The following is a 19,970-nucleotide window of genomic DNA, read 5'->3' on the forward strand; positions in this document are numbered from 1 at the left end:
GATCTCGGCGTCTTGTCGGGAATGGGGATCACTTGGTGAGGATCAGCTTGTTCAGGCGGGTGATCGTCAGGCGATAGCAGGCGTCGCCGTGCATGATCCTGAGTTCACGGTCGCCGTTGAACAGGGTCTCGCTGTCGAGAGTGCGGGGCTCTTCGGCCGCTCTGTGGGGAGTATTCCCGCGTGTATCCGCAAGTTTTGTGGTTTCACGATCCATGATCGTATCTCCGTAGTTGGATGCGAAATATACCTCCGGTGTAAATTGATCGGGACGTTCCATTGCCTTCCACTGCTCCAGCTTTCGGATTTGAAGAATTCCAAAGTAGTGTTTCTCAACACTATATTATTGAATAAAATACTCAAGATTAGATAGGAAGGCAATGATCGAAGCGCCGAATCCGTGAAAATCGCGATGTGACGCCTTGACCGAGGTAGCGAGCGAAGACCGATTTAAACGGCACAGGCGCCAGCCAATCCTTTGGTCCTCTTCTTCCGTGAACCAAAGAAGGCAACTATGCGTCTGAGAAATAGGCGATTGGCCACGTTTATGGCCGCGACCGCATTGGCCGGTCTGAATATGGAACACCCGGTGATGGCGCAGGAAACGGGAACTATCCTGCTGGACACGGTGACGGTGAGCGCGACGCGAACCGAGGAAGCGGCGATCAATGCGCTGGCCTCGGAAAGCATGGTGACCACCGAGACCGTGGATCTATCCGGGGCTGACACGCTGGGGAGCGTCCTGAAATCCGTACCCGGTATCGAGGTGGAAGAGGTTGCCGATTCCCCCGGTGTCGTGATCAATATTCGCGGACTGTTCGGCTTCGGCCGGGTGGCGGTGAATGTAGACGGCGCGCGGCAGAACTTCCAGGCCTCAGGCCACAGCCTTTCGGGTGGGGCGGTGTTCTTCGAGCCGGAATTCCTGGAAACCGCGACGGTCACGCGCGGGCCTGTCGCCAATGCCTAAGGGTCCGGCGCCATCGGCGGCGTGGTGAACTTCGAGACCAAGAAGGCCTCGACCTTCCTGAAGCCCGGCGAGATGTAGGCCGCAGAGAGCTTTTCGCGCTACAGCACGAATAACGGCTGGGCGCAGAGGGCGACGGGGGCCGCTCGCATCGGCGAGGCCTTCGGGCTGCTGGGCAGCGTCGTCTACCGCAAGAACTGGCGCTACCAGGACGGCCACGGAGACGGGGTCTACAACTCCGCCAACGAAATCGTCTCGGGTATGGTCAAGGCCGAGATCGACCCCGGCAACGGGCATTCTCTGGAACTCGGCGCGATCACCTACAATTCCGAGTACTCGTCTGGCGATCCGAGCACGACGAATTACGACAATGACGTGTCGGACAATACGATCAGAGCGAAGTACCGCTACCGGTCGCTGGACAATGACTGGTTCGACCTCGTCGCCAGCGGCTACTGGACGAACACCAAGCTCGATCAGACCTACCTGACCGGCACGCTTTCCGGCGGGGATCGCAGTTTCTGGATCGACACCTATGGTCTCGACGTCAACAACACCTCGCGATTTGCCACCGGCAACTTCGCACACGAGACGACGGTCGGTGTCGACGGCTTCTTCGATTACGTCGATGTTCAGGACGTCTCCGGCGGCAGCGCCGATTTCTATACGCCGAACGATCAGTGCAAGGTCTATGGCGGGTTCATCCAGCACCGGATCGACTACCAGAAGGTGGTGGAACTGATCGCGGGCCTGCGTTACGACGCCTATTCGCTGCAGGGCGGAGGCACCGAAACCTCGGGCGATAACGTCTCGTCCAAGATCACGCTGGGCTTCTCGCCGTTTGCGAAAACGTTCCTGGATGGGCTGCAACTCTACGGAACCTACGCGGAGGGCTATCGCTCGCCGTCGATCACGGAAACGCTGATCTCCGGTACGCATCCCGGTGGCTACTTCGATTTCCTGCTGAACACGGATCTGAAGTCGGAAACGGCGCATAACAAGGAAATCGGCATCAACTACCGGCGTGACGGGCTGGTCCGTCCGAATGACCGGATCCGCGTGAAGGCGGCCTACTTCCACAATCAGGTGGACGACTACATCGACGCCGATCTGCAGTCGACCGGCTGCATCAACACGATGACCTACATGTGCTACCAGTACCGGAACGTCGAGAACGCGCTGATCGAAGGCTGGGAACTGGAAACCAGCTACGACATGGGCTGGATGTTCCTCGGACTTTCGGGCCAGCACCAGCGCGGACAGGACCAGGATACGGGCGATTATCTGACGACCGTTCCCGCCAATCGGCTGCTGACCACGGTCGACTTCCGGCCGCTTGCCGATATTGATGCGACCGTGGCTTCCAGGCCGACGCGGTCGATGCGCAGGAACGGACGGACTCCCCGGCCAAGGGGTACGGGCTGGTCAATCTGTTCGCGACCTACAAGCCGCGTGATGACCTGCAGCTCGGATTGAACGTCGACAAATTCTTCGACCACAACTAACAGCCCTATCTCGACTCCGATAACGGGGCGGGGCTTGCGGTCAAGTTTACGTTGCGCGCCCGTCTGGGCGGTTGACATTCCTGCGGGCCGTTTGGTGCGGCCCGCGACTGAAAAAGAATCCGTGCCGGGACGAGATCGTCGTTCTGGCACGGGCCGTGTGAAGCCACTGGGCACGAGCCTGCCGGATGCCGGTTCTCGTGCAAGCAGCCGAAGGAGTTAACACCCCGTGCAGTTGAGCAAAGCGATGACACGACATTCGAATTTCCGGCCCGCGCGCGGCCGCTCCCGGCTGGCCGGCCTTTGTGCGGTCGTTTTCGCGACGGGGTTGGTCGCGGGCGGGTGGCTCGGCGCTGGCGGCGGACGGCGAAATCTCGCTGGAACTCAACGGGGTGTCCACGGTCGGCTCGGCCTGCCAGGCGACGTTGGTCGCCCGCAACGGGCTCGATCTCGCCCTTTCGGAATTCGGGCTCGATATCGTGGTTTTCGATGATGCGGGCAGCGTCTCCGACATGTCCGCGCTGAGCCTTGGCGCCTTGCCTGCGGGCAAGACCCGCGTGCTGCGGTTCAACATTGCCAAGCGCGCCTGCGAGAAGGTTTCAGCCTTTCTGGTCAATGATGTGCGCGCCTGCAAGGGGGAGGGGGTTGACCCGGCCTCCTGTCTTTCCAAGCTCAAGACGAGCAGCCGTATCGATATCAGTCTGGGTCTCTAAATCCGGGGCTTGAAGGCTCGTAAGCCGGATTATCGCCAGCCAGAAGCCGGCCATCCGGCTCGAGCCATAAGGAGCTTATCATGAATTCATCCGCTTTGCCGCCCTTTCTGGCGGATACGTTCGGCCCGATCATCTAACTTGCACGCACCGGCGGTCCGGTCGTCGTGCTCCTGGGGCTCTTGTCGGTGATCACGCTGGCGCTGGCCTTCGCCAAGCTCATCCAGTTTTATGTGGCCGGCACGGGGCGTCACGTCAATGCCCGCAAGGTGCTGCACCTGTGGATCTCGGGCGAACGGGAAGTGGCCATGCAGCAGTTGGGCGGGCAGCGTTCCGTTCTGGGCGACGTGCTCTCCCATCTCGTGCGTGGCGCCAGCAATGGCTGCAGCACCGAGACGCAACTGCGCGAGGATATCGAGCGCATCTACCTGAACAAGATCGCCAATCTGCGTTCCTTCCTGCGTCCACTCGACATGATCGCCCAGACCGCACCGCTGATCGGCCTGTTCGGCATTGTGCTCGGCATGATCGAGGCGTTCCGTGCTATGCAGGGGGCGGGCGCCCATGTCGATCCGTCCGTGCTGGCAGGAGGCATCTGGGTCGCGCTGTTGACCACGGCGGTGGGACTGGCGGTCGCCATTCCGATCTCGGTGTTCGTGGGCTGGTGCGACGGGCGCATCGAGCGTGAGCACTAGGCGATGGAAGACCTCGTCACCGCATTCTTCACCGGCAAGCCAACCGAAGTCGCTCCCGTGGGCGTCGTCGATCTCGCCAGCCATGGACGCAGGCACGCGCATTGACAAAAGACCGGCCAGGCGGCGGCCGATCGAACTGACGTCGCTGATCGACGTCATCTTCCTGCTGCTGCTCTTCTTCATGCTGGCTTCTACGTTTTCGCACTATCAGGCGTTGCCGCTTTCGGGCGGCGGCGAAACGGCGAACGCGGCCACGGCGGCCGTGCGTCCGGCGCTACTGCGCGTCCACGGCGAGGGCCGGATGGACCTCAACGCGCAACCCGTTTCCGCGGACGATCTGACTGCCCGGCTGGAAAAGCTGAAGCAGAACGAGATTGAGCGTGTGGCGATCTCGTCGGGGGGGAAGGCCAACGTACGGGATGTCGTGAGCGCCATGGACGCGGTGGAAAAGATTGGTCTTTCCAGCATTCTCGTTGGGGGGAAATAGCGATGCGGATGCACGGACCCACGGAACGCGCGCGCACCGACAACATCATCGCGCTGATCAACGTCGTTTTTCTGATGCTGATCTTCTTCCTGTTCGCTGGCTCGGTGGAGCCCAACGATACCAACGACATCACTCCACCTGACGTCTCGGTGGAGCGCGAGAAGACCGATACGGGCGGAGCCCTCGTCGTTCTGACCGACGGCACGATGAGGCTCGGCAAGACGGTGATCTCGCCGGAAGCACTGGTTGCGGCGATCCGGGCGGAAGTGCAGGGAAACGCAGAGCAGCCTTTGCGCATCGTTGCCGACAAGTCTCTTCCGGCTACGGTCCTGAACGAGATCCTGGCGCGGGCGCGTGAGGCGGGGCGGGAGAAGATTATTCTCGTCGCCCGGCAAGCGCGCCGGACGCAGGCGATGGCGCTGCCGTCCCCGCGACCGACGGCGTCGGCTCCGATGCTCAGGCGGCGGGGGCGGGCGAATGAGACATGGCCGTCTTCTGGCGGGGGGTCTGGCCGCCTCGCTCGCCGTCCATCTGGCGGTTGTCGCGCAATACAGCTTCGATTCAGATCAGATCGAGCGATCGGCTTCGCCCGGCGGCGCCAGTGCATCCGCGGGTAGTCTCGAAGATTTGGTGATGGTAACCGACACGCCCGAGCCGGTTGATCCCGACCTTGAAGCCGAGATCGAACCGATCGAGGAGGAGCCGGTCGAGGAAGTCGTGGAGCAACCCGTCGAGGAGGTTCGGTCGGAGACGCCGGTCGAGGTCGTCGACGCTGAGCCGCAAGACGACGTGGAAATGAGCAAGCCGCAGCAGCATGCGGCCCTGGTGCCGCTTGTGAACGAGAGTTCCGAGCCGGTCATGCCCATGCCGCAGGAGGCTGAGCCGGCGATCACTCTGCCGTTTGAAGCCGAGCCGCTCGCCGAGCAGCCTGAGGTCGAGGATTCTGTCATCGAGGAACAGGTTTCAGAGGTCGAACCGCAGCAGGCGGAACCGGTGAAACCGGAAACCGTCGTGGCCGATGTGGTCGCCGCTCCTGTTCCGACGTTGAAGCCGAAGATTGAGCGGCCGAAGAAGCGGGTCGTCAAGAAGCGCAAGCCCGTGGCGCAGGGCAATTCCCAGCGCAATGAGTCACGCGGGGCGACCCGCGGGTCCAATACTGCGGAAACCGGGGACGGTGGGCGCAAGGCGACGTCGAATTATCTTGGCGGGGTCAATGCACGTCTGCAGCGCGCCAAGCGGTATCCTCGTCGGGCGCGCGGCGCCGAAGGAACGGTGTTCGTGCGCTTCAAGATTGCGCGTTCCGGGGCGGTCAGTGGTTTGCGGGTGGTGCGATCCTCCGGCAATGCGGATCTCGATGAGGCCGCCTTGTCGAATGTGAAACGCGTGTCGCCATTCCCGAATTTCCCGAGTGAAATGCGTCAGAAATCACAGACAGTTACGGTGCCATTTCGATATACGGCGCCGTGATCGAGGTAACTGGAAGAAGGAACGATCCATGTATATCGCGATGAACCGTTTCCGGGTGAAATCAGGCTGCGAGGAGGAATTCGAGACGATCTGGAAGAACCGCGATCGCCGCTTGAGCGAAGTCCCGGGCTTCATTGAGTTCAAGCTTCTCAAGGGCGAAGAGGTCAAGGAGGGCGGAGACGAGGATCACGCACTCTACGCCTCGCACACGCTGTGGAACAGCTACGATGATTTCGTTGCCTGGACGAAGTCGGAAGCCTTCAAGGCGGCCCACAAGGGGGCCGGGGATCGCAAGCCGATCTATCTGGGCAGCCCGCATTTCGAGGGCTTCGATATCCTGCTGACCGAAAGCAAGTAGGACCTGTTTCAAGCAGGCGAGCCAAAGACAGGCCGACGTTCCGTCTTGAGGCGGGGCGTCGGCCTTTTCTTATGGAGTGATCTGCTTGCTCTGCTCGTCGCCTAGGAGACTGGCGGTTGTGGGCCTTGTGGCTTGTAGGGCTTCGCTTTGGGCTGCTTCGGAGGCTTGGAGGTATTCTCCGGCTTGTCGAAATCGACGAAGACCGGATTGGGCGCATGGTTGAGGGCTGCACCCGTCGCCATGTCGACACCGATAACCCCGCCGATGAGCACGTTCCCAGTCACACCGGCCGCGCCGCCGCCGGAGACCTTGGTCTTCACCTGAACGGTTTGCGGCTCATAGCCTTCCTTGCTCATGGTCACCGCGAAGGCTTTCTTGCGCGGGATATCCAGTGTGCAAGGCGTGGTGCAGGCCATGCTGAGTGACGTTTCTGTCTCCGCCCCGCTAGGGCTGCTGTGGAAGGAAACCTGTTCGCTCGTCCCCTGAGTGACAGGGCCACACGTCTCCACCGAGCCCGCCAGAAGCAGGCCCGCGAAAATCCGAAAAATCATGATGCTCCCCAAGGCATGCAATTGCCAATAATACGATGGATATCATGTAAATTATTGAATAAGTAAGGTCAAATTTAAGATCGGAGCTTTCCGGCTACTGAACTTCGTTCACGTAGCGGTGCTTGTCCGTGCGACAGCGGTGGCGGGCATGGATCATGGCCGCGCCGGCCTGGTCGTAGGCGATCTCGTCGATACACAGGAGGGTGGCTGGGCCTTCAAGATCCAGCAGGGATGCATCTTCGTCGTTTGCCAGATTGGCATGGATCTGCTCGCGGATCGCGGAAATGCGGATGCCGTAACGATCCAGTAAATGTAGGTAGAGGTGGTCGGGCAACTCGGCCGGATCGTCGGGAAAATCGGGCAAGCCCGTGGCGGGCATGGCGATGAGGTCTATCATCACCGGGGCGTCCTCGATCATGCGCAGTCGATGGATCGCGATGACGGGCTCATCGGCGTCGATATCTAGCGCCGTCCGTTCCACCTCGACGGGCAGGCGCTGCTCAAGCTTCAGGACGCGGGCCGTGGAGTACTGTAGGCCGCCGTCGAGACCGTGCAGGCGGAAGTACTGAAAAAAGAATCGCAGGCTTTGCTGCGGCGTGCGGCCGGTGACGATCGTGCCGGTCTTGCGACGCCGGATCAGCAGGCCTTCCTTGGTCAGATCGCTCATGGCACGGCGGACTGTGCCGACAGCCACGCCGCAGGAGCGGGCGAGCTCGATCTCGTTGTGTAGGACGGTCCCTGCAGGCCAACGCTCCAGTAAAATGGCGTCGCTGATCTGCTGTTTAATGACTTGATATAACGGTAAAACTTGATCGGAGAGGGGCATGGATGATGGAAAATTGAGCAATTTGCCTAATGTTTGATCTGGCTCGTCGTCATTTCTAGTCATACACGGAATCCACAGTATTACTATATAGTGTATAGAAACAGTATTACTATATAGTGTATAGAAAATGGGTCGTTGGGTGTCCAGCAAGCATCCATGGGCCGTGTGCAGGCATGACGACTGACCTTTCTTCCGATCTTGCAGTGGTGATACAGGATGTCGCGGCCCGTGGCGAGGAGGCAGTTGCCGATCTCGCGCGGATGATCTCGGTGGACACGACCTTTCCGCTGGGCAAGGGATATCCTGCCTTTTCTGATCTGATGGATGAGCTGCTTGCTCGGCTGGCACTTTCCACCCGGCAGGTCGATGTGCCGGAAAAGTTGTGACGTGTGTCGGAAGGCCCGGCCGACGGGCGGCGGACCAACGTCATTGCCGAGTGGCAGACGGGCAAGCCGAAGCTCGGTCTCTATTTCTATGTCGATACGGTGCCGGTCGCTCCGGGCTGGGAACGCGATCTGTTCACGCTGACGCGCGAGGAAAACCGTCTTTACGGTCTGGGCGCGGCGGACATGAAGGGCTCGATCGCGGCCGTGTTGCTGGCGCTGAAGGTGGCGCACGATACGGGCGTTCCGCTCGCCTACGATCTCGTGCTTCTGCTCTGCACGGACGAGGAGGGCGGGCTTTATCCCGGCGCGCGCTATCTCGGCGATACGGGCCGGATGCTGACCCATGTGCTGAACTTCAACGGCTCCACCCCACCGCGCATCTGGGCGGGGTGCTTCGGTCTCTTCAACCTCCTGGTACGGGTGAAGGGGCATGCGGTCCACATGGGAGAGGGCAATCGCACCGGCGCCGGGGTCAATGCCATTGAAATGGGCCTGCCGCTGTTGAGCGGCTTGCAAGAATTGAAGGCGAAGGTCGGCAAACGCACCTCCGCCATGCCCGCCCCGCCCCCCATGCGACGGGGCCGCTGCGGCCGCAGCTCACCATCGCGGGCGCCCATGGCGGGACCAGCGGCGGGCAGGTGCCGTCGCGCTTCGATGTTCTCATCAATCGTCGTTATGCGCCCGAGGAGAGCTTCGAGGGCGCGATGAAGGAAATCACCGGCGTCGTCGAGCGGACGTTTGGAAGCGTCGAGGGGCTGAAGGTCGAGATGGATCTTGTCGGGCACCTGATGCCGACGGCCGATCCCGACGGGCCGCACTGGCCGTGCTGGCAGAAGTCGCTGAGCCTCGGCTTTGGCTATCGGGACGAGGGTTTTGCCAAGTGGGGGGCTGCGAGTTGCTCCGATTTCGGCTGGATCCAGAAGGCGGGCATCACGCAGGAAGTGCTGCTGTCTGGCCTCGGTCGTCCGGAAAGCTGCATTCATAGCCCCGACGAACACACCACCGTTGACGATGTCGTAGCTCTCGCCCAGAGCGTGCTTGCCTACCTTTCGGCGGATTAAGGCCTCGGATCTCATTCCTGAGCCGGATCTCCCTGCTAAGTCAGATCTCCCTCCCGAGAAAGAGTGAAGCCCAAATGACCAGAAAGCCTTCCATTCTCTCCCTCAATCGCCGTCATTTTCTTGCCAGAACGGCGGTCGCTCTGCTCCTGACGCCGCTGGCGCCGAAAATGAAAGCCTTCGCCGCCGAGCCCGTGCGCGGCGGTACCTTGCGCGTTTCCGTCGATCAGGCGGCCAGCGTCATTCATCCGCTGCTGACCCGGGTCAATCCGGAATACATGATCACCGAGCTTTTGTACTCGAACCTGACCCGCCTGCGCGTCGACATGATCGTGGAGCCAGATCTGGCGCTGTCCTGGGTGGCCGATGACAGCTTGACCAACTGGACCTTCAAACTGCGCGAAGGCGTGACCTTCCATGACGGTTCGCCGCTGACCTCGCACGACGTGGTCGCCACCTTCAAGGCGATCTTCGATCCCGACACCGCGTCTCCGGGACGCAAGAATGTCGGCCCGATCGAGGAGATTGTCGACGTCGATTCGACGACTGCGGAGTTCAAGTTCTCCTCGCCCTATTCCAACTTCCCCGTAGCGGTTGCCTATACCGATGCCCGCATCATTCCGGCGGCCTATGTCGAGGACAAGAAGAAGTTCGACAGCCTGTCGTCCAAGGCCGTCGGCACCGGTCCCTTCAAGCTCGTCTCCTACGAGCCGGACCGCAAGATCGTGTTCGAGCGCAATCCTGACTACTACGATCCCAAGCGCCCCTATGTGGACGGCGTCGAGATCAGCGTCTTCCCGGATTCCTCAGCTGAGGGCTCCGCATTTCTGGCCGGCGACACCGATCTCATGCAGATGGTGCGCCCGACGGAATAAATGCACATGGAGGACGCCGACGGCGTCGATGCGCTGTGGGTCGCATCCGGTCAGTTCTGCAACATCAATTTCGGTTGCGACGTGAAGCCGTTCAACGATGTCCGCGTGCGTCGCGCCCTGACGCTGACCATCGATCGCGCGGCAATGGTGGACTTCGTGACGGAAGGCCTCGGCCAGCCGGACAACGGCACGCCGATCAACAAGTCGTACCACTATTTCGCGGATCTGTCGGAGCGCCAGGCCGACCTCTACGAAGCCAAGAAGCTTCTCGCCGAGGCCGGTTTTATCCCGATGGTCTGGAAGCGACGCTGGTTGCGTCCGACAAGCCGTTCTATCGCACTCAGCTTGCCGTTGCGCTGCGCGAGATGGCCAAGCCCGCCGGGTTCAAGATCAACGTGCAGACGATGCCGCACGCCACCTATCTCGATCAGGTCTGGAAGAAGGGCAACTTCTACGTCGGCTTCTACAACATGCAATCGACCGAAGACGGCATCTTCTCGCTGCTCTATACCTTCGATACCGCGTGGAACGAGACGCGCTGGAACAACAAGAACTTCGACAAGGCCGTCTACGCCGCGCGCGAGACGACGGACGAGGCCAAGCGCAAGGAGCTTTATGCCCAGGCGCAGAAGCTGATGTTCGACGAAGTGCCCTCGATCATTCCGGTCTTCTTCGACGTGCTGTCGGCCAAGCGCTCCTGGGTGGAGAACTACAAGGTTCATCCGCGCGCATCCGTCTTCCGGCTCGACTTCGCGTCGCTGTCGGCCGATGTGCCGAGCCGCGGCTGATCATCTGAACCGCCGGGCGCGGATTTCCGCGCTCGGCCTTTTTCGAGAGAGAGCGAGCCTTTCGTGTCTCTCCAGTATTTTCTCAAGCGCATTGCGCTGATCTTTTACACGCTGCTGGTCGTCTCCATCCTGGTTTTCGCCCTGACGCAAATTCTGCCGTCCGATGCGGCGGTGATGATGCTGGGTCAGAATGCGACGTATGAGGCGCTGGCTGCCTTGCGCGTGCGCATGGGGCTGAACGATCCGATCTGGCTGTAATACGTGCATTGGCTGGGCGGCGTTCTGCAGGGTGATTTCGGAACCTCGTTGCGCACGGGGCAGCCCGTCGGTCCGGCGCTTTTCGCAGTGCTCAGCCGGTCGCTGCTGCTGGTACTGGCCATTCCGCTCGGCGTCATCGCGGCCGTCCGGCGCGGCAAGGTCGTCGATATGGTCGTCAGCTTCGTTTCCTATGCGGGCGTGTCGCTGCCGGAATTCGTGACCGCGACCGTGGCGATCCTGGCCTTTTCGGACTGGCTCGACCTGCTGCTTCCCACCGGCTACGTGCCGTTTCTGGAGCATCCCGTCTCCTCTCTCGCCCATCTGGTGCTGCCGGTTTTCGTCGTCTCGATCATCCTGATCGCCCACGTCTCGCGGATGGTGCGCTCCGAACTCGTCGACGTGCTGCACACCGACTACATCCGCGCTGCACGACTGAAGGGCTTGCCCTGGAGCACGGTGCTGATCGGGCATGCGCTGCTGCCCGCCATCACCATCGTCGCGCTCGATGTCGGGTGTCTGCTCGGCGGCGTCATCGTGGCGGAGGAGATCTTCGCCATTCCCGGTATCGGCCGCTCGCTCATCGTCGCCATTCAGGCCCGTGACCTGCCTTCCATTCAGGCCGGAGTGCTGATCATGGCCGCCACCTATTCAATCGTGAATTTCGCAGCCGACATGCTCTATGCCTTCCTGGACAAGAGGATCCAGTATGATTGAGATCCTCAAGCGCCTGTTGCGCACGCCGCAGGGAGCGTTGGGCTCCCTGATCATCGTGCTGACGATCATCCTTGTGGTGTTCGGCCCCGTTCTGGCGCCGCACGACCCGCAGGCCATGTCGCCGCTTGCCCGCTACAAGGGGCCCTCGGCGGAATTCCTTCTCGGCACCGACCAGTGCTGCCGTGATATCCTGAGCCGCCTCTTGATGGGAGGGCAGGCGACCGTCGTCATGTCGATCGCGGCAACCGTGCTGGGCACGCTGTTCGGTACCGTCGTCGGCACCACTTCCGCCTTCCTCGGCGGACGGGTGGACGAGGCGATCATGCGCACCGTCGATGCGGTGATTTCGATCCCGCGACTGCTGTTTGCGCTGCTGATCGTGAACCTGCTCGGTTCCTCCACCTTCAATTCGCTGATGGCGGTGGCCGTCGTCTTTGCACCCGGCATGGCGCGGATCACGTGATCTGTCGCGCTCTCCATTCGAAAGCAGGACTACGTTTCGGCGGCGATTGCGCGCGGTGAAAGCAGCCGCTTCATCATTCTGCGCGAGATGATACCCAACGTGGTCGCTCCCGTGATCGTGGAAATGACCATCCGCATCTCCTTCGCGATCATGCTGTTTGCCACGCTTTTCTTCCTAGGGCTGGGCGTACAGCTGCCCTCGACGGAATGGTGGCTGATGATTTCCGAAGCGCGCGCCTACATGCACCACAGCCCGTGGATGCTGGTCTGGCCGGGGCTTGCCATCGCTACCGTCGCCATCGGCTTCAACCTGCTGGGCGACGGTCTGCGCGACGCCCTCAACCCGAGAACGTGAGGGAGCCGGACATGGACAAGATCACCGCAATGCCCCCCGTTCTCGAGGTTCGCGACTACAGCCTCGACTATCGCACCCATGCCGGGCCTTTCAGCGCGCTGAAGCATATCAACCTGGAGATCGCACGCGGCGAAGTGCTCGGTCTCGTGGGCGAGAGCGGCTCGGGCAAGACGTCGCTTGTCTGGTCGATCATGCGCTATCTGCCGGGCAACGCCTGGGAGAAATCCGGAGCGATCCGTCTTTCGGGCGAGGAACTCGGCGACAAGAGCGAACGCGAGATGCGCGCCATTCGCGGGCGCCGCATGTCGATGGTGTTTCAGGATCCCTCGACCTCGCTCAATCCCACATTGAGCCTCGGGCGGCAGCTTTCCGAAGTGCTCGTCCACAGACCTGGGCGGAGGCCGAAGCCCGGCTCGATCAGGTCGGGCTCAAGACGCCGAAGCTGATGATGAACCGCATGCCGCACTAGACCTCGGGCGGTGAAAAACAGCGTGTCGTCATCGCGACTGTGTTTGCCTGCGATCCGGAACATCCTGTTTGATGAGCCGACCACTGCGCTCGACGTCATCACCGCACGCCAGATCCTCGATCTCCTGAGCGAGATTCAGGAAAAGACCGGGGTCGTTGTGCTCTATATCTCGCACGATCTGGCGCTGGTCTCGCGTGTCGCGTGGCGGGTGTCGGTCATCTATCGCGGCGAGATCATGGAAAGCCGGGATGTGGAGAGCGTCTTCACGCACCCAGAAAAAGAATATACGCGCGCGCTCATCGGGGCCGTGCCGAACCCGGCGCGCCGTCTGGTAGGCGAACGTACACCGGAAGACGACAAGCCGCTGGTGGAGGCCGACAAGGTCACCGTGCAATACGGGCGCTACTCGTTCCTCGGCTCGCTGATGGGGCGCGAGGTCGATCGGGTTCTCGGCAACAATGCCGTCAGCCTGTCGGTCGGACACGGCGAGATTCTCGGCACCGTCGGTGAGAGCGGGTCGGGAAAATCGACGCTCGCCAAGGCGATGACCGGGCTCAACCCGTTCACCGGTGAAATCCGGTTCGACGGGCGCACGATCAAGAGCGCACGCGACATGGACAAGGCCTATCGCTGCGACGTGCAGTTGATCTTCCAGCACCCCGACGCCTCTCTCAATCCGCGCCATCGCATTCGCGAGATCCTGTCGCGGCCGCTCGATCTCTACGGGCTGGCATCGGGAGCCGAGGCGCGGGCGGAGAAGATCGGCGATCTTCTGGAAGGGGTGCGTCTGCCGCGCGATTATGCGGAGCGTTTTCCGCATCAGCTTTTTGGCGGCGAAAAGCAGCGCGCGGCGATTGCGCGCGCCTTTGCCTCGCGACCCCGGCTCGACTCGATGTGTCCGTGCAGGCATCCGTCGTCGAGTTGCTGCTGGAACTGCAGCGCCAGATGGGCACGGCCTATCTGTTCATCATCCACGACCTCAACCTGGTTCGTCAGATCGCCCGAGCGGCAGAACTATACCCGCGCCTGATCGAGGCGGTTCCGACTCCGCCGTCGGTGGAGGCCGGTCCAACTACTTCGTAAAGACCCTCAAAGGAGATCCAAATGATCCGCATTCTCTCGTCGCTTCCATTGACGAGAAGGCTTCGCTGAATTTCCTCTCGCGCATGGTGCAGCATCGCAGCCATTCGCAGACGGACGGCGAAGTGGAGCTGGCTCGTTACATGGCCGCCCGGATGGGTGAACTCGGCCTTGAGACCGAGTTGCAGCCCTTCGCAGAGAACACCCGCTACAATGCCATCGGTCGACTGAAGGGGACCGGTGGCGGCAAGAGCCTGCTGTTCAACGGACATCTCGACATTAACCCGGTGACCGAGGGTTGGACGGTCGACCCTTACGCCGGGAAGATCGACGACAAGTTCATCTACGGGATCGGCGTCTCCAACATGAAGGCGGGCGACGCGGCCTATTTCTGTGCGCTCAAGACGCTGATCGACAATGGCGTGAAGTTGAAGGGCGACGTCATCCTCACCTTTGTGGTGGGTGAGTTGCAGGGCGGCGTCGGCACGCTTGCCGCGGTCAAGAACGGACTGAAGGCGGATTACTTCGTCAATTCCGAGCCGAGCGACCTTTGCGCCATCACCATGCATGCGGCCGCGTTCAGCTTCGTCATCGAGCTGACCGGCGACACGCGGTATCTGTCCAAGCGCGAAGAATCCGTCGATGCAATCCAGGCGGCGTGCGATCTGATTCCGCGCATCAATGCAATGACCTTCCGCAATGCCAAGAGCGAGGTGCACCACTCGATCAACCGCGGTCACGTGGGTGTGGTTCACGGTGCGCTCGGCAAGGATCTAGAAGAGTGGCATCCGCCGCAGGTGGCTGACTTCGTCCGCATCAAGGGCTCTGCCCGCTATGCGCCGGGCCAGTGCGAGGAAGACGTGCTCGTCGACATGCGCGAGATGCTGGACGATCTGGAAGAGCGGTTCCCCGGCCTGAAGGCCCGGCCGGTGCCGGAGAAGATCGAGGGGCGTCCTGTGATGCCGCCCTTCGAGGTCTCTCCGGAATCGCGCATCGTCAAGGCCATCAACAAGGCCTATGAGAGCTTGCGCGGCTAGAAGCAGCCCACGGGTGCGATCACGCCGACCCGGTTCTACGGCACGGATGCCGGTCACCTTTATTGCCGAAGGCGGCATGGAAGGCATCGTGTGTGGCCCCGACGGTCGCTACAACACCATGCCGGACGAGCGCGTCGACATTCCCGATTTCCTCGACATGATCCGCATCTACATGCTGACGATCCTCGATATTTGTGAGGTTGCGTAAGCGGTCATGCTGTTTGCGAAGGAAGAGATGGAGGCTCGGGCCGACAAGGCCCGGGTCATGATGAAGGACGTGGGCGTCGATCTGCTGATTGCCGATAGCGGTGAACTGCTGGCCTGGCTGACGGGCTACACCGTTTCGGAAACCATGTATCGCGCCTGTTTCCTGCCGCTGGACGGAGCGCCCTTCATGGTGCTTCGGACGCTCGATGCCGATAATGCGCGCTCCTCGTGCTGGTTCGACGATATTTCGAGTTTCGCCGACTGGGAGAGCCCGCACGAGACCATGGCGCGGGTTCTGAAGCAAAAGGGCTTCGGCAATGCGCGCATCGGCGTCGACGCCAATTCTTACGGGTTCTCAGTCCTGATGGAGAGCCGGTCGGAGGTGCTTCTGCCGGAGGTCACCTTCATCAACATGGGCGAATTCGGCCATGTTCTGCGCGAGCAGAAATCTCCCGCGGAGATCGCGCTGCTCGCCAATGCGGCCACGATTGCCGAACATGACGGCATGACCACCCGCTATGCGGCGGCCGTCGCGGCGCAGACATTCCTGCGCGAGAGTGCGGATACGGGCGAAGTCGGCCCGATCGTCAAGTCGGTCGGCGAACATGCCTTCCTGCACGGCGCCTTTGCCACCGATAAACTGGGGCCGGGCGATGTGCTTCATGTGGAGCTGATCCCGAAGGTCGCCAACTACTCTGCACGGATGATGCGGCCGATCATCATCGGGACGCCGTCGACGCGTCAGCGCTACGTGGCGGATCGGCTGATCTCGCTTCAGGATGAACAGATCGCGGCCATGCGGACCGGGGCTCTAGCCTCGGACGTGGATGCGATCGTGCGCAAGCCGATGCTCGCGGAAGGTCTGCGCAAGGATTATCCGAACGTGACGGCCTATACGCTGGGCCTCGTTACGCGGACGCGGCGCACCAGCGACTTCTCGCGCGCCTTCCTGCCCAATGCCGATTGGGCACTCAAGGGGAGGGGATGATCTTCCACGTCTACGCTTCGGCGGAGGGCATCGCCTTCAGTGAAACGGTGGTGGTGACCAAGGATGGCGGCTGTCGGCTGACCAACATGCAGCGTGAAATCCTGACCGCCTGATCCTGACTAGTTTATAACGGTCCCGCGCATCAAATCTTCAAGTGGCGGCGACACCTTGTAAAAGGGGTGTTGTCGCCGTTTTCATATTCGCGGTCCCAGGCCGGCGATGGTGTCAGGCCCGGGCCTTTTGCCCCGAGACCCGTTTGCGCCTGTGCTGCAGCACCTCTTCGGCGAGCATGCGGCCGTCAAAAGTGAGCCGCAGGCTTCCCGCTGTCTGCTCCACCAGTCCCAGACGCAACAGCGAAGTGCCGGTCGCCAGGGTTATCTGGCTGCCGCCTTGCTGGCGCCAACCGTTATGGACCCGCCAGAGCGGACGATTGCGCAGGTCCGCCAACACGTTTTGCTGCGTGCGCGTCAGGTCCGAAAGGGTAGCTCTCGTATGCGAAGGGGTGTCGGTCATCACGCCGTCCTCCGTAGCGATACGTTATCGTAGCCGAATCCGGGGCGTTTGGTGAGTATTTCCGACAGATGTGCGGTCGAATGGCGGGAGAATGCTCGTGCCGGGCCGTGCGGGGCAGGGGAGAGCTGCGGGTCAGGCCGTCAGCCAGCCCTCCAGATGGGCCTCGTCCGGCAGACCGCCTGAGTGGACGAGCTTGCCGTCAACCGAGAGCCCGGGCGTCGACATGACGCCTGCCATGGCGATCGACTTCGGGTCGGTGACCTTCTCCACCTCAACGTCGATGCCGAACTTTGCCGCCGCATCCTTGACCATGGTCGCGACCGTCTCGCACCGCTTGCAGCCCAGTCCGTAAACCTTGACCGTCTTCATGTGTGGGTCTCCTTTCAAAAGAGCAGGTTGAACAGGTAGCCGACGGCCAGGATGCCGGTGCCCACGACACCGAGGAACACCGCGATCAGGCGAAGGGTCAGCACCCGTCTGAGAATGATCATTTCCGGCAGCGAGAGGGCGATGACGCTCATCATGAAGGCGAGTACGGTGCCGAGTGCCGCGCCCTTGCCCAGAAGTGCCTTGACGATAGGGATGACGTCCGCCGCATTCGTGTACATCGGGATGCCGATGACCACAGCGACGGGGACCGACCACCAGGTCTCCTCGCGCATGATCTGCACCATCAGGTCCTCCGGCACATAGCCGTGGATCAGCGCGCCCATGGCGATGCCGAGGATCACCCACATCCACACCTTGCCGAAGATCTCGCGCATTGCCTCGATGCCCGCCGCATAACGGCCGGCCAGGCGCGGGCTGTGTTCCTGCAGTCCGGCGGGGGCATCGGCCCCCATATGGATGTCGCGCACCCAGTCCTGCAGCCAGCCTTCGAGATGCAGCTTGCCGATGACAAACCCGGCGACGATGGCGACCCCCGAGCCCTAAGGCGAGATAGGTTGTCGCGACCTGCCAGCCGACGAGACCGAAGAGCAGGGCGACGGCGATCTCGTTCACCATCGGCGCGGCGATCAGGAACGAAAACGTCACGCCCAGCGGCACGCCTGCGGAGACGAAGCCGATGAAGAGCGACACCGCCGAGCAGGAGCAGAAAGGCGTCAGAATGCCGAGGCACGCCGCCAACACATCGCCCACGCCCTCGCGTTTGTCCGAGAGCAGGGCGCGTGTCTTTTCCGCCGAAAAGAAGTTTCGCACCACGCCCATGGCGAAGACGATGAGCACCAGCAGCAGCATCACCTTGGGAACGTCGTAGAAGAAAAAGGCGAGCACCTCGCCGATATGCGCGTGCCTGTCGACAGGGAAGAGGCTTGTAAGCCATTCCGAGACGGGTATCAGGTGCCGGTAGATGAGCCACCAGCCGACCACGAAGGCCACAACGGCGAGATGCCGGGGCCATTCGGCGCGTCCGGGACGGTCGGTGCGGGAGACATCGGTGTTCATGCCGCTTGTCTTTCTTTCGCCTCCGGAACGGCGAGGATCGCATCGACGGTCGTCGCCAGTTCTTCGGAAAGGTTGGGGTTGCGGCGATAGCGGACCCATTGCGTGTCGCGCCGGTCGATGACCAGTCCGGCCTGCTTGAGAACCTGCATATGCCGCGGCATGCGGCTTTGCGTGGCCTCGATCTGGGCCATCAGTTCGCATATGCAATGTTCCTCGCCATCGCTCAGGATGCGCATTGCCTGCAGGCGCGTGGTGGGTTCCGCCAGCGCGGAGAGAACAGCCAGGATCATGGATCACCTCTTATGTGTATATGCGGGCCAGACCAGCATTGAGAATTGTCAATTGTGCTTGGAATATCCGTAGCGTCTGGCTGGCAATGCTCGCCGCTCGTCATCCTGGCCTTCAAGCCGATCGGACCCGCCGTGCTTCTCTTTATTTCCGATTATTTCCGATATTGAGCTTCCCGTTGCTGGAAGGTTTATGTCCGGTTTTCAGCCGCGCTCTTGCGCGATGACCGCTCGATGATGTCGGCGAGGTCCGTCTGCTTCGACAGGGAAAATGAACATGAAAAACAAGAACATTTTGCGTGGTGTCGGCCTTGCCGCCATTTTTGCCGGGGTTACCGTCGCGGGCTCCTTTGCACAAGGCATGATGGGCAACTGCACAAGGCATGATGGGCAACGGTTCGGGCATGATGCGCGGCGGATGGCACATGATGGGCGGAGGCGGCATGATGGAGTAGGGCTGGGGCGCAACGGGTGAAACCGGTTTCAGCGGTTCGGTCCCCAGCGGTTTAGGCGACGAGACAGCAGTGGCCGCGGCTGATCTCTTCAATCAGAACTGCGCCTCATGCCACGGCGAGAACGGTGCGGGCGGAATGCGGATCGGCAATGCGACAAGCGCGGATCTGCGCGCGCCGGGGCTGGAGAACATGTATCACGGCAACGACAAGGCGCTTGCTGGTGCCATCCTGAACGGGATCAATGAGGACGGCGACAAGCTCTCTCCCGTCATGCCCCTGTTTCAGGGTAGCCTCACCTCCGATCAGGTTTCCAATCTCATCGACTACCTGAAGTCTCTCCACAGCTAGCGACCCCGGCCGAACTTGGCCGCATCGGGGAGCCGGTTCACACAATCATGTGTGTGGATCTTAGAGACCTCCGCCAAGGTTCTCGTGCCCCCATTGCATGATTTGCAGCAGAACCGGTTCCAGCGCCTTGCCTGCGTCGGTGAGGAAATAGCGATAGCGTACCGGGCGGTCCTGGTAGGCTTCACGGCGGATCAGCCCCCACGTCTCCAGCCGTTTCAGGCGTTGTGAAAGCTGATTGGTGGGAATGCGTTCCGCGCTCGTTTGCAGCTCGTGGAACGTATGTTTTCCATGCCACATCAGATCGCGCACGATCAGCAACGTCCACCTGTCTCCCAGCAATTCCATGTTGCGCGCGATCGAGCACCGCGAGCGGAAGTCGTGTCCGGTTGTCAGTAAGGTGCTCTTCCTCCGTTCGTCCGGTCTTCTGTCACGGACCTATTTACACCAGTGGCTTTCATAACGAAAGTTTTCTCCAACCAGTCACTTTCGTTATGAAAGTGATAAAGCGTGAGTGCAGGGAGCGGAAAATGCATGCCATTGGGAAACACGCCGTTGATCAAGCTGTCCCGGCTTGCGGGGGCTGACACCGCAGATATCCATGTGAAATGGAAGGGGCCAATCCGACCGGCAGCATGAAGGACCGTATAGCGCTGTCGATGATCGAGGGGGCCGAGCGGCGCTGCGACC

22 protein-coding genes and 7 pseudogenes are annotated in these 19,970 nt (G+C 61.4%); 21 read left to right on the forward strand and 8 right to left on the reverse strand.

What is annotated here, in order from left to right:
- Positions 1–28: 28 nt before the first annotated feature.
- On the reverse strand, positions 29–214 hold the full coding sequence (locus QNJ43_RS20265; protein WP_346433065.1) for a hemin uptake protein HemP: 186 nt from the start codon (positions 212–214) through the stop codon (positions 29–31).
- 318 nt (positions 215–532) lie between these two features.
- Here QNJ43_RS20265 and QNJ43_RS20270 point away from each other — a divergent pair, with 318 nt between their 5' ends.
- From QNJ43_RS20270 to QNJ43_RS20305, 8 genes are all read left to right on the forward strand, one after another.
- Positions 533–964: a TonB-dependent receptor plug domain-containing protein gene (locus QNJ43_RS20270; RefSeq protein WP_300472491.1), complete on the forward strand. Its 432-nt coding sequence runs from the start codon at positions 533–535 to the stop codon at positions 962–964.
- Positions 965–1,222: 258 nt separating this feature from the next.
- Positions 1,223–2,437: a TonB-dependent receptor gene (locus tag QNJ43_RS20275; RefSeq protein WP_300472493.1), complete on the forward strand. Its 1,215-nt coding sequence runs from the start codon at positions 1,223–1,225 to the stop codon at positions 2,435–2,437.
- Between the two features lie 331 nt (positions 2,438–2,768).
- Positions 2,769–3,176, forward strand: a complete 408-nt coding sequence (locus tag QNJ43_RS20280) for a hypothetical protein (protein ID WP_300472495.1) — start codon at positions 2,769–2,771, stop codon at positions 3,174–3,176.
- A gap of 164 nt (positions 3,177–3,340) precedes the next feature.
- The gene (locus QNJ43_RS20285) at positions 3,341–3,868 is read left to right on the forward strand and encodes a MotA/TolQ/ExbB proton channel family protein (protein ID WP_300472497.1); all 528 of its coding nucleotides are present in this window, start codon (positions 3,341–3,343) and stop codon (positions 3,866–3,868) included.
- A gap of 82 nt (positions 3,869–3,950) precedes the next feature.
- On the forward strand, positions 3,951–4,355 hold the full coding sequence (locus QNJ43_RS20290; protein WP_300472500.1) for a biopolymer transporter ExbD: 405 nt from the start codon (positions 3,951–3,953) through the stop codon (positions 4,353–4,355).
- 8 nt (positions 4,356–4,363) lie between these two features.
- A complete protein-coding gene (locus QNJ43_RS20295; protein WP_300472503.1) occupies positions 4,364–4,972 on the forward strand; it encodes a biopolymer transporter ExbD in 609 nt (202 codons plus the stop codon).
- Between the two features lie 16 nt (positions 4,973–4,988).
- On the forward strand, positions 4,989–5,822 hold the full coding sequence (locus tag QNJ43_RS20300; protein WP_300472505.1) for an energy transducer TonB: 834 nt from the start codon (positions 4,989–4,991) through the stop codon (positions 5,820–5,822).
- A 28-nt stretch (positions 5,823–5,850) separates the two neighbouring features.
- Positions 5,851–6,180: an antibiotic biosynthesis monooxygenase gene (locus QNJ43_RS20305; protein ID WP_300472508.1), complete on the forward strand. Its 330-nt coding sequence runs from the start codon at positions 5,851–5,853 to the stop codon at positions 6,178–6,180.
- 101 nt (positions 6,181–6,281) lie between these two features.
- Here QNJ43_RS20305 and QNJ43_RS20310 read toward each other — a convergent pair whose 3' ends face one another.
- Both QNJ43_RS20310 and QNJ43_RS20315 read right to left on the reverse strand, forming a co-directional pair.
- Complete coding sequence (locus tag QNJ43_RS20310) at positions 6,282–6,731, reverse strand: translation initiation factor 2 (protein ID WP_300472510.1); 450 nt, start codon at positions 6,729–6,731, stop codon at positions 6,282–6,284.
- A gap of 94 nt (positions 6,732–6,825) precedes the next feature.
- Positions 6,826–7,557, reverse strand: coding sequence for a GntR family transcriptional regulator (locus tag QNJ43_RS20315; RefSeq protein ID WP_300472513.1), 732 nt, complete (start codon positions 7,555–7,557; stop codon positions 6,826–6,828).
- Between the two features lie 173 nt (positions 7,558–7,730).
- On the opposite strand from QNJ43_RS20315, the gene QNJ43_RS27500 reads away from it, so the two are divergent.
- From QNJ43_RS27500 to QNJ43_RS20355, 11 genes and pseudogenes are all read left to right on the forward strand, one after another.
- A complete protein-coding gene (locus QNJ43_RS27500) occupies positions 7,731–7,943 on the forward strand; it encodes a hypothetical protein (protein ID WP_346433066.1) in 213 nt (70 codons plus the stop codon).
- A 99-nt stretch (positions 7,944–8,042) separates the two neighbouring features.
- A pseudogene (locus QNJ43_RS27505) lies at positions 8,043–8,213 on the forward strand (M20/M25/M40 family metallo-hydrolase); the annotation flags it as partial.
- 248 nt (positions 8,214–8,461) lie between these two features.
- A pseudogene (locus QNJ43_RS27510) lies at positions 8,462–8,620 on the forward strand (hypothetical protein); the annotation flags it as partial.
- Positions 8,621–8,647: 27 nt separating this feature from the next.
- Positions 8,648–9,004, forward strand: a complete 357-nt coding sequence (locus tag QNJ43_RS27515) for a hypothetical protein (RefSeq protein ID WP_346433067.1) — start codon at positions 8,648–8,650, stop codon at positions 9,002–9,004.
- A gap of 92 nt (positions 9,005–9,096) precedes the next feature.
- Positions 9,097–10,664: pseudogene (locus QNJ43_RS20325) on the forward strand (ABC transporter substrate-binding protein).
- Between the two features lie 63 nt (positions 10,665–10,727).
- A pseudogene (locus QNJ43_RS20330) lies at positions 10,728–11,636 on the forward strand (ABC transporter permease).
- Positions 11,629–12,453 (forward strand): annotated as a pseudogene (locus tag QNJ43_RS20335) (ABC transporter permease). Before QNJ43_RS20330 ends, QNJ43_RS20335 begins: the two co-directional pseudogenes overlap by 8 nt.
- An 11-nt stretch (positions 12,454–12,464) precedes the next feature.
- Complete coding sequence (locus QNJ43_RS20340; RefSeq protein ID WP_300472515.1) at positions 12,465–12,899, forward strand: ATP-binding cassette domain-containing protein; 435 nt, start codon at positions 12,465–12,467, stop codon at positions 12,897–12,899.
- Between the two features lie 45 nt (positions 12,900–12,944).
- Entirely contained in the window at positions 12,945–13,952 is a 1,008-nt protein-coding gene (locus QNJ43_RS20345) for an ATP-binding cassette domain-containing protein (protein WP_300472518.1), read from the forward strand.
- Positions 13,953–14,052: 100 nt separating this feature from the next.
- Positions 14,053–15,247: pseudogene (locus QNJ43_RS20350) on the forward strand (M20/M25/M40 family metallo-hydrolase).
- A 6-nt stretch (positions 15,248–15,253) separates the two neighbouring features.
- A complete protein-coding gene (locus QNJ43_RS20355) occupies positions 15,254–16,234 on the forward strand; it encodes a Xaa-Pro peptidase family protein (RefSeq protein WP_300472520.1) in 981 nt (326 codons plus the stop codon).
- Between the two features lie 225 nt (positions 16,235–16,459).
- On the opposite strand, the gene QNJ43_RS20360 is transcribed toward QNJ43_RS20355, so the two are convergent.
- The 4 genes and pseudogenes from QNJ43_RS20360 to QNJ43_RS20375 form a co-directional block, all read right to left on the reverse strand.
- Entirely contained in the window at positions 16,460–16,750 is a 291-nt protein-coding gene (locus tag QNJ43_RS20360; RefSeq protein WP_300472522.1) for a hypothetical protein, read from the reverse strand.
- A gap of 129 nt (positions 16,751–16,879) precedes the next feature.
- Complete coding sequence (locus tag QNJ43_RS20365; RefSeq protein ID WP_300472525.1) at positions 16,880–17,116, reverse strand: thioredoxin family protein; 237 nt, start codon at positions 17,114–17,116, stop codon at positions 16,880–16,882.
- Between the two features lie 14 nt (positions 17,117–17,130).
- Positions 17,131–18,193 (reverse strand): annotated as a pseudogene (locus QNJ43_RS20370) (permease).
- A complete protein-coding gene (locus QNJ43_RS20375; protein ID WP_300472527.1) occupies positions 18,190–18,483 on the reverse strand; it encodes a metalloregulator ArsR/SmtB family transcription factor in 294 nt (97 codons plus the stop codon). The pseudogene QNJ43_RS20370 and the gene QNJ43_RS20375 overlap by 4 nt, the downstream one beginning before the upstream one ends.
- A 274-nt stretch (positions 18,484–18,757) precedes the next feature.
- Here QNJ43_RS20375 and QNJ43_RS20380 point away from each other — a divergent pair, with 274 nt between their 5' ends.
- Both QNJ43_RS20380 and QNJ43_RS20385 read left to right on the forward strand, forming a co-directional pair.
- The gene (locus QNJ43_RS20380; RefSeq protein ID WP_300472530.1) at positions 18,758–18,955 is read left to right on the forward strand and encodes a hypothetical protein; all 198 of its coding nucleotides are present in this window, start codon (positions 18,758–18,760) and stop codon (positions 18,953–18,955) included.
- 49 nt (positions 18,956–19,004) lie between these two features.
- The gene (locus QNJ43_RS20385) at positions 19,005–19,283 is read left to right on the forward strand and encodes a cytochrome c (protein ID WP_300472533.1); all 279 of its coding nucleotides are present in this window, start codon (positions 19,005–19,007) and stop codon (positions 19,281–19,283) included.
- Between the two features lie 60 nt (positions 19,284–19,343).
- Here QNJ43_RS20385 and QNJ43_RS20390 read toward each other — a convergent pair whose 3' ends face one another.
- A complete protein-coding gene (locus tag QNJ43_RS20390) occupies positions 19,344–19,628 on the reverse strand; it encodes a helix-turn-helix domain-containing protein (RefSeq protein WP_300472536.1) in 285 nt (94 codons plus the stop codon).
- Positions 19,629–19,970: the final 342 nt, after the last annotated feature.

The sequence above is a fragment of the Breoghania sp. genome (genome assembly GCF_030066895.1).
GTDB lineage: Bacteria > Pseudomonadota > Alphaproteobacteria > Rhizobiales > Stappiaceae > Breoghania.

What these genes read in the sequence shown, in the direction of transcription:
- QNJ43_RS20265 (WP_346433065.1), bottom strand. Translation starts at nt 214, where the DNA reads ATGGATCGTGAAACCACAAAACTTGCGGATACACGCGGGAATACTCCC.
- QNJ43_RS20275 (WP_300472493.1), top strand. Translation starts at nt 1,223, where the DNA reads ATGGTCAAGGCCGAGATCGACCCCGGCAACGGGCATTCTCTGGAACTC.
- QNJ43_RS20290 (WP_300472500.1), top strand. Translation starts at nt 3,951, where the DNA reads ATGGACGCAGGCACGCGCATTGACAAAAGACCGGCCAGGCGGCGGCCG.
- QNJ43_RS20295 (WP_300472503.1), top strand. Translation starts at nt 4,364, where the DNA reads ATGCACGGACCCACGGAACGCGCGCGCACCGACAACATCATCGCGCTG.
- QNJ43_RS20300 (WP_300472505.1), top strand. Translation starts at nt 4,989, where the DNA reads ATGGTAACCGACACGCCCGAGCCGGTTGATCCCGACCTTGAAGCCGAG.
- QNJ43_RS20305 (WP_300472508.1), top strand. Translation starts at nt 5,851, where the DNA reads ATGTATATCGCGATGAACCGTTTCCGGGTGAAATCAGGCTGCGAGGAG.
- QNJ43_RS20310 (WP_300472510.1), bottom strand. Translation starts at nt 6,731, where the DNA reads ATGATTTTTCGGATTTTCGCGGGCCTGCTTCTGGCGGGCTCGGTGGAG.
- QNJ43_RS20315 (WP_300472513.1), bottom strand. Translation starts at nt 7,557, where the DNA reads ATGCCCCTCTCCGATCAAGTTTTACCGTTATATCAAGTCATTAAACAG.
- QNJ43_RS27500 (WP_346433066.1), top strand. Translation starts at nt 7,731, where the DNA reads ATGACGACTGACCTTTCTTCCGATCTTGCAGTGGTGATACAGGATGTC.
- QNJ43_RS27515 (WP_346433067.1), top strand. Translation starts at nt 8,648, where the DNA reads ATGAAGGAAATCACCGGCGTCGTCGAGCGGACGTTTGGAAGCGTCGAG.
- QNJ43_RS20340 (WP_300472515.1), top strand. Translation starts at nt 12,465, where the DNA reads ATGGACAAGATCACCGCAATGCCCCCCGTTCTCGAGGTTCGCGACTAC.
- QNJ43_RS20355 (WP_300472520.1), top strand. Translation starts at nt 15,254, where the DNA reads ATGCTGTTTGCGAAGGAAGAGATGGAGGCTCGGGCCGACAAGGCCCGG.
- QNJ43_RS20365 (WP_300472525.1), bottom strand. Translation starts at nt 17,116, where the DNA reads ATGAAGACGGTCAAGGTTTACGGACTGGGCTGCAAGCGGTGCGAGACG.
- QNJ43_RS20375 (WP_300472527.1), bottom strand. Translation starts at nt 18,483, where the DNA reads ATGATCCTGGCTGTTCTCTCCGCGCTGGCGGAACCCACCACGCGCCTG.
- QNJ43_RS20380 (WP_300472530.1), top strand. Translation starts at nt 18,758, where the DNA reads ATGAAAAACAAGAACATTTTGCGTGGTGTCGGCCTTGCCGCCATTTTT.
- QNJ43_RS20390 (WP_300472536.1), bottom strand. Translation starts at nt 19,628, where the DNA reads ATGGAATTGCTGGGAGACAGGTGGACGTTGCTGATCGTGCGCGATCTG.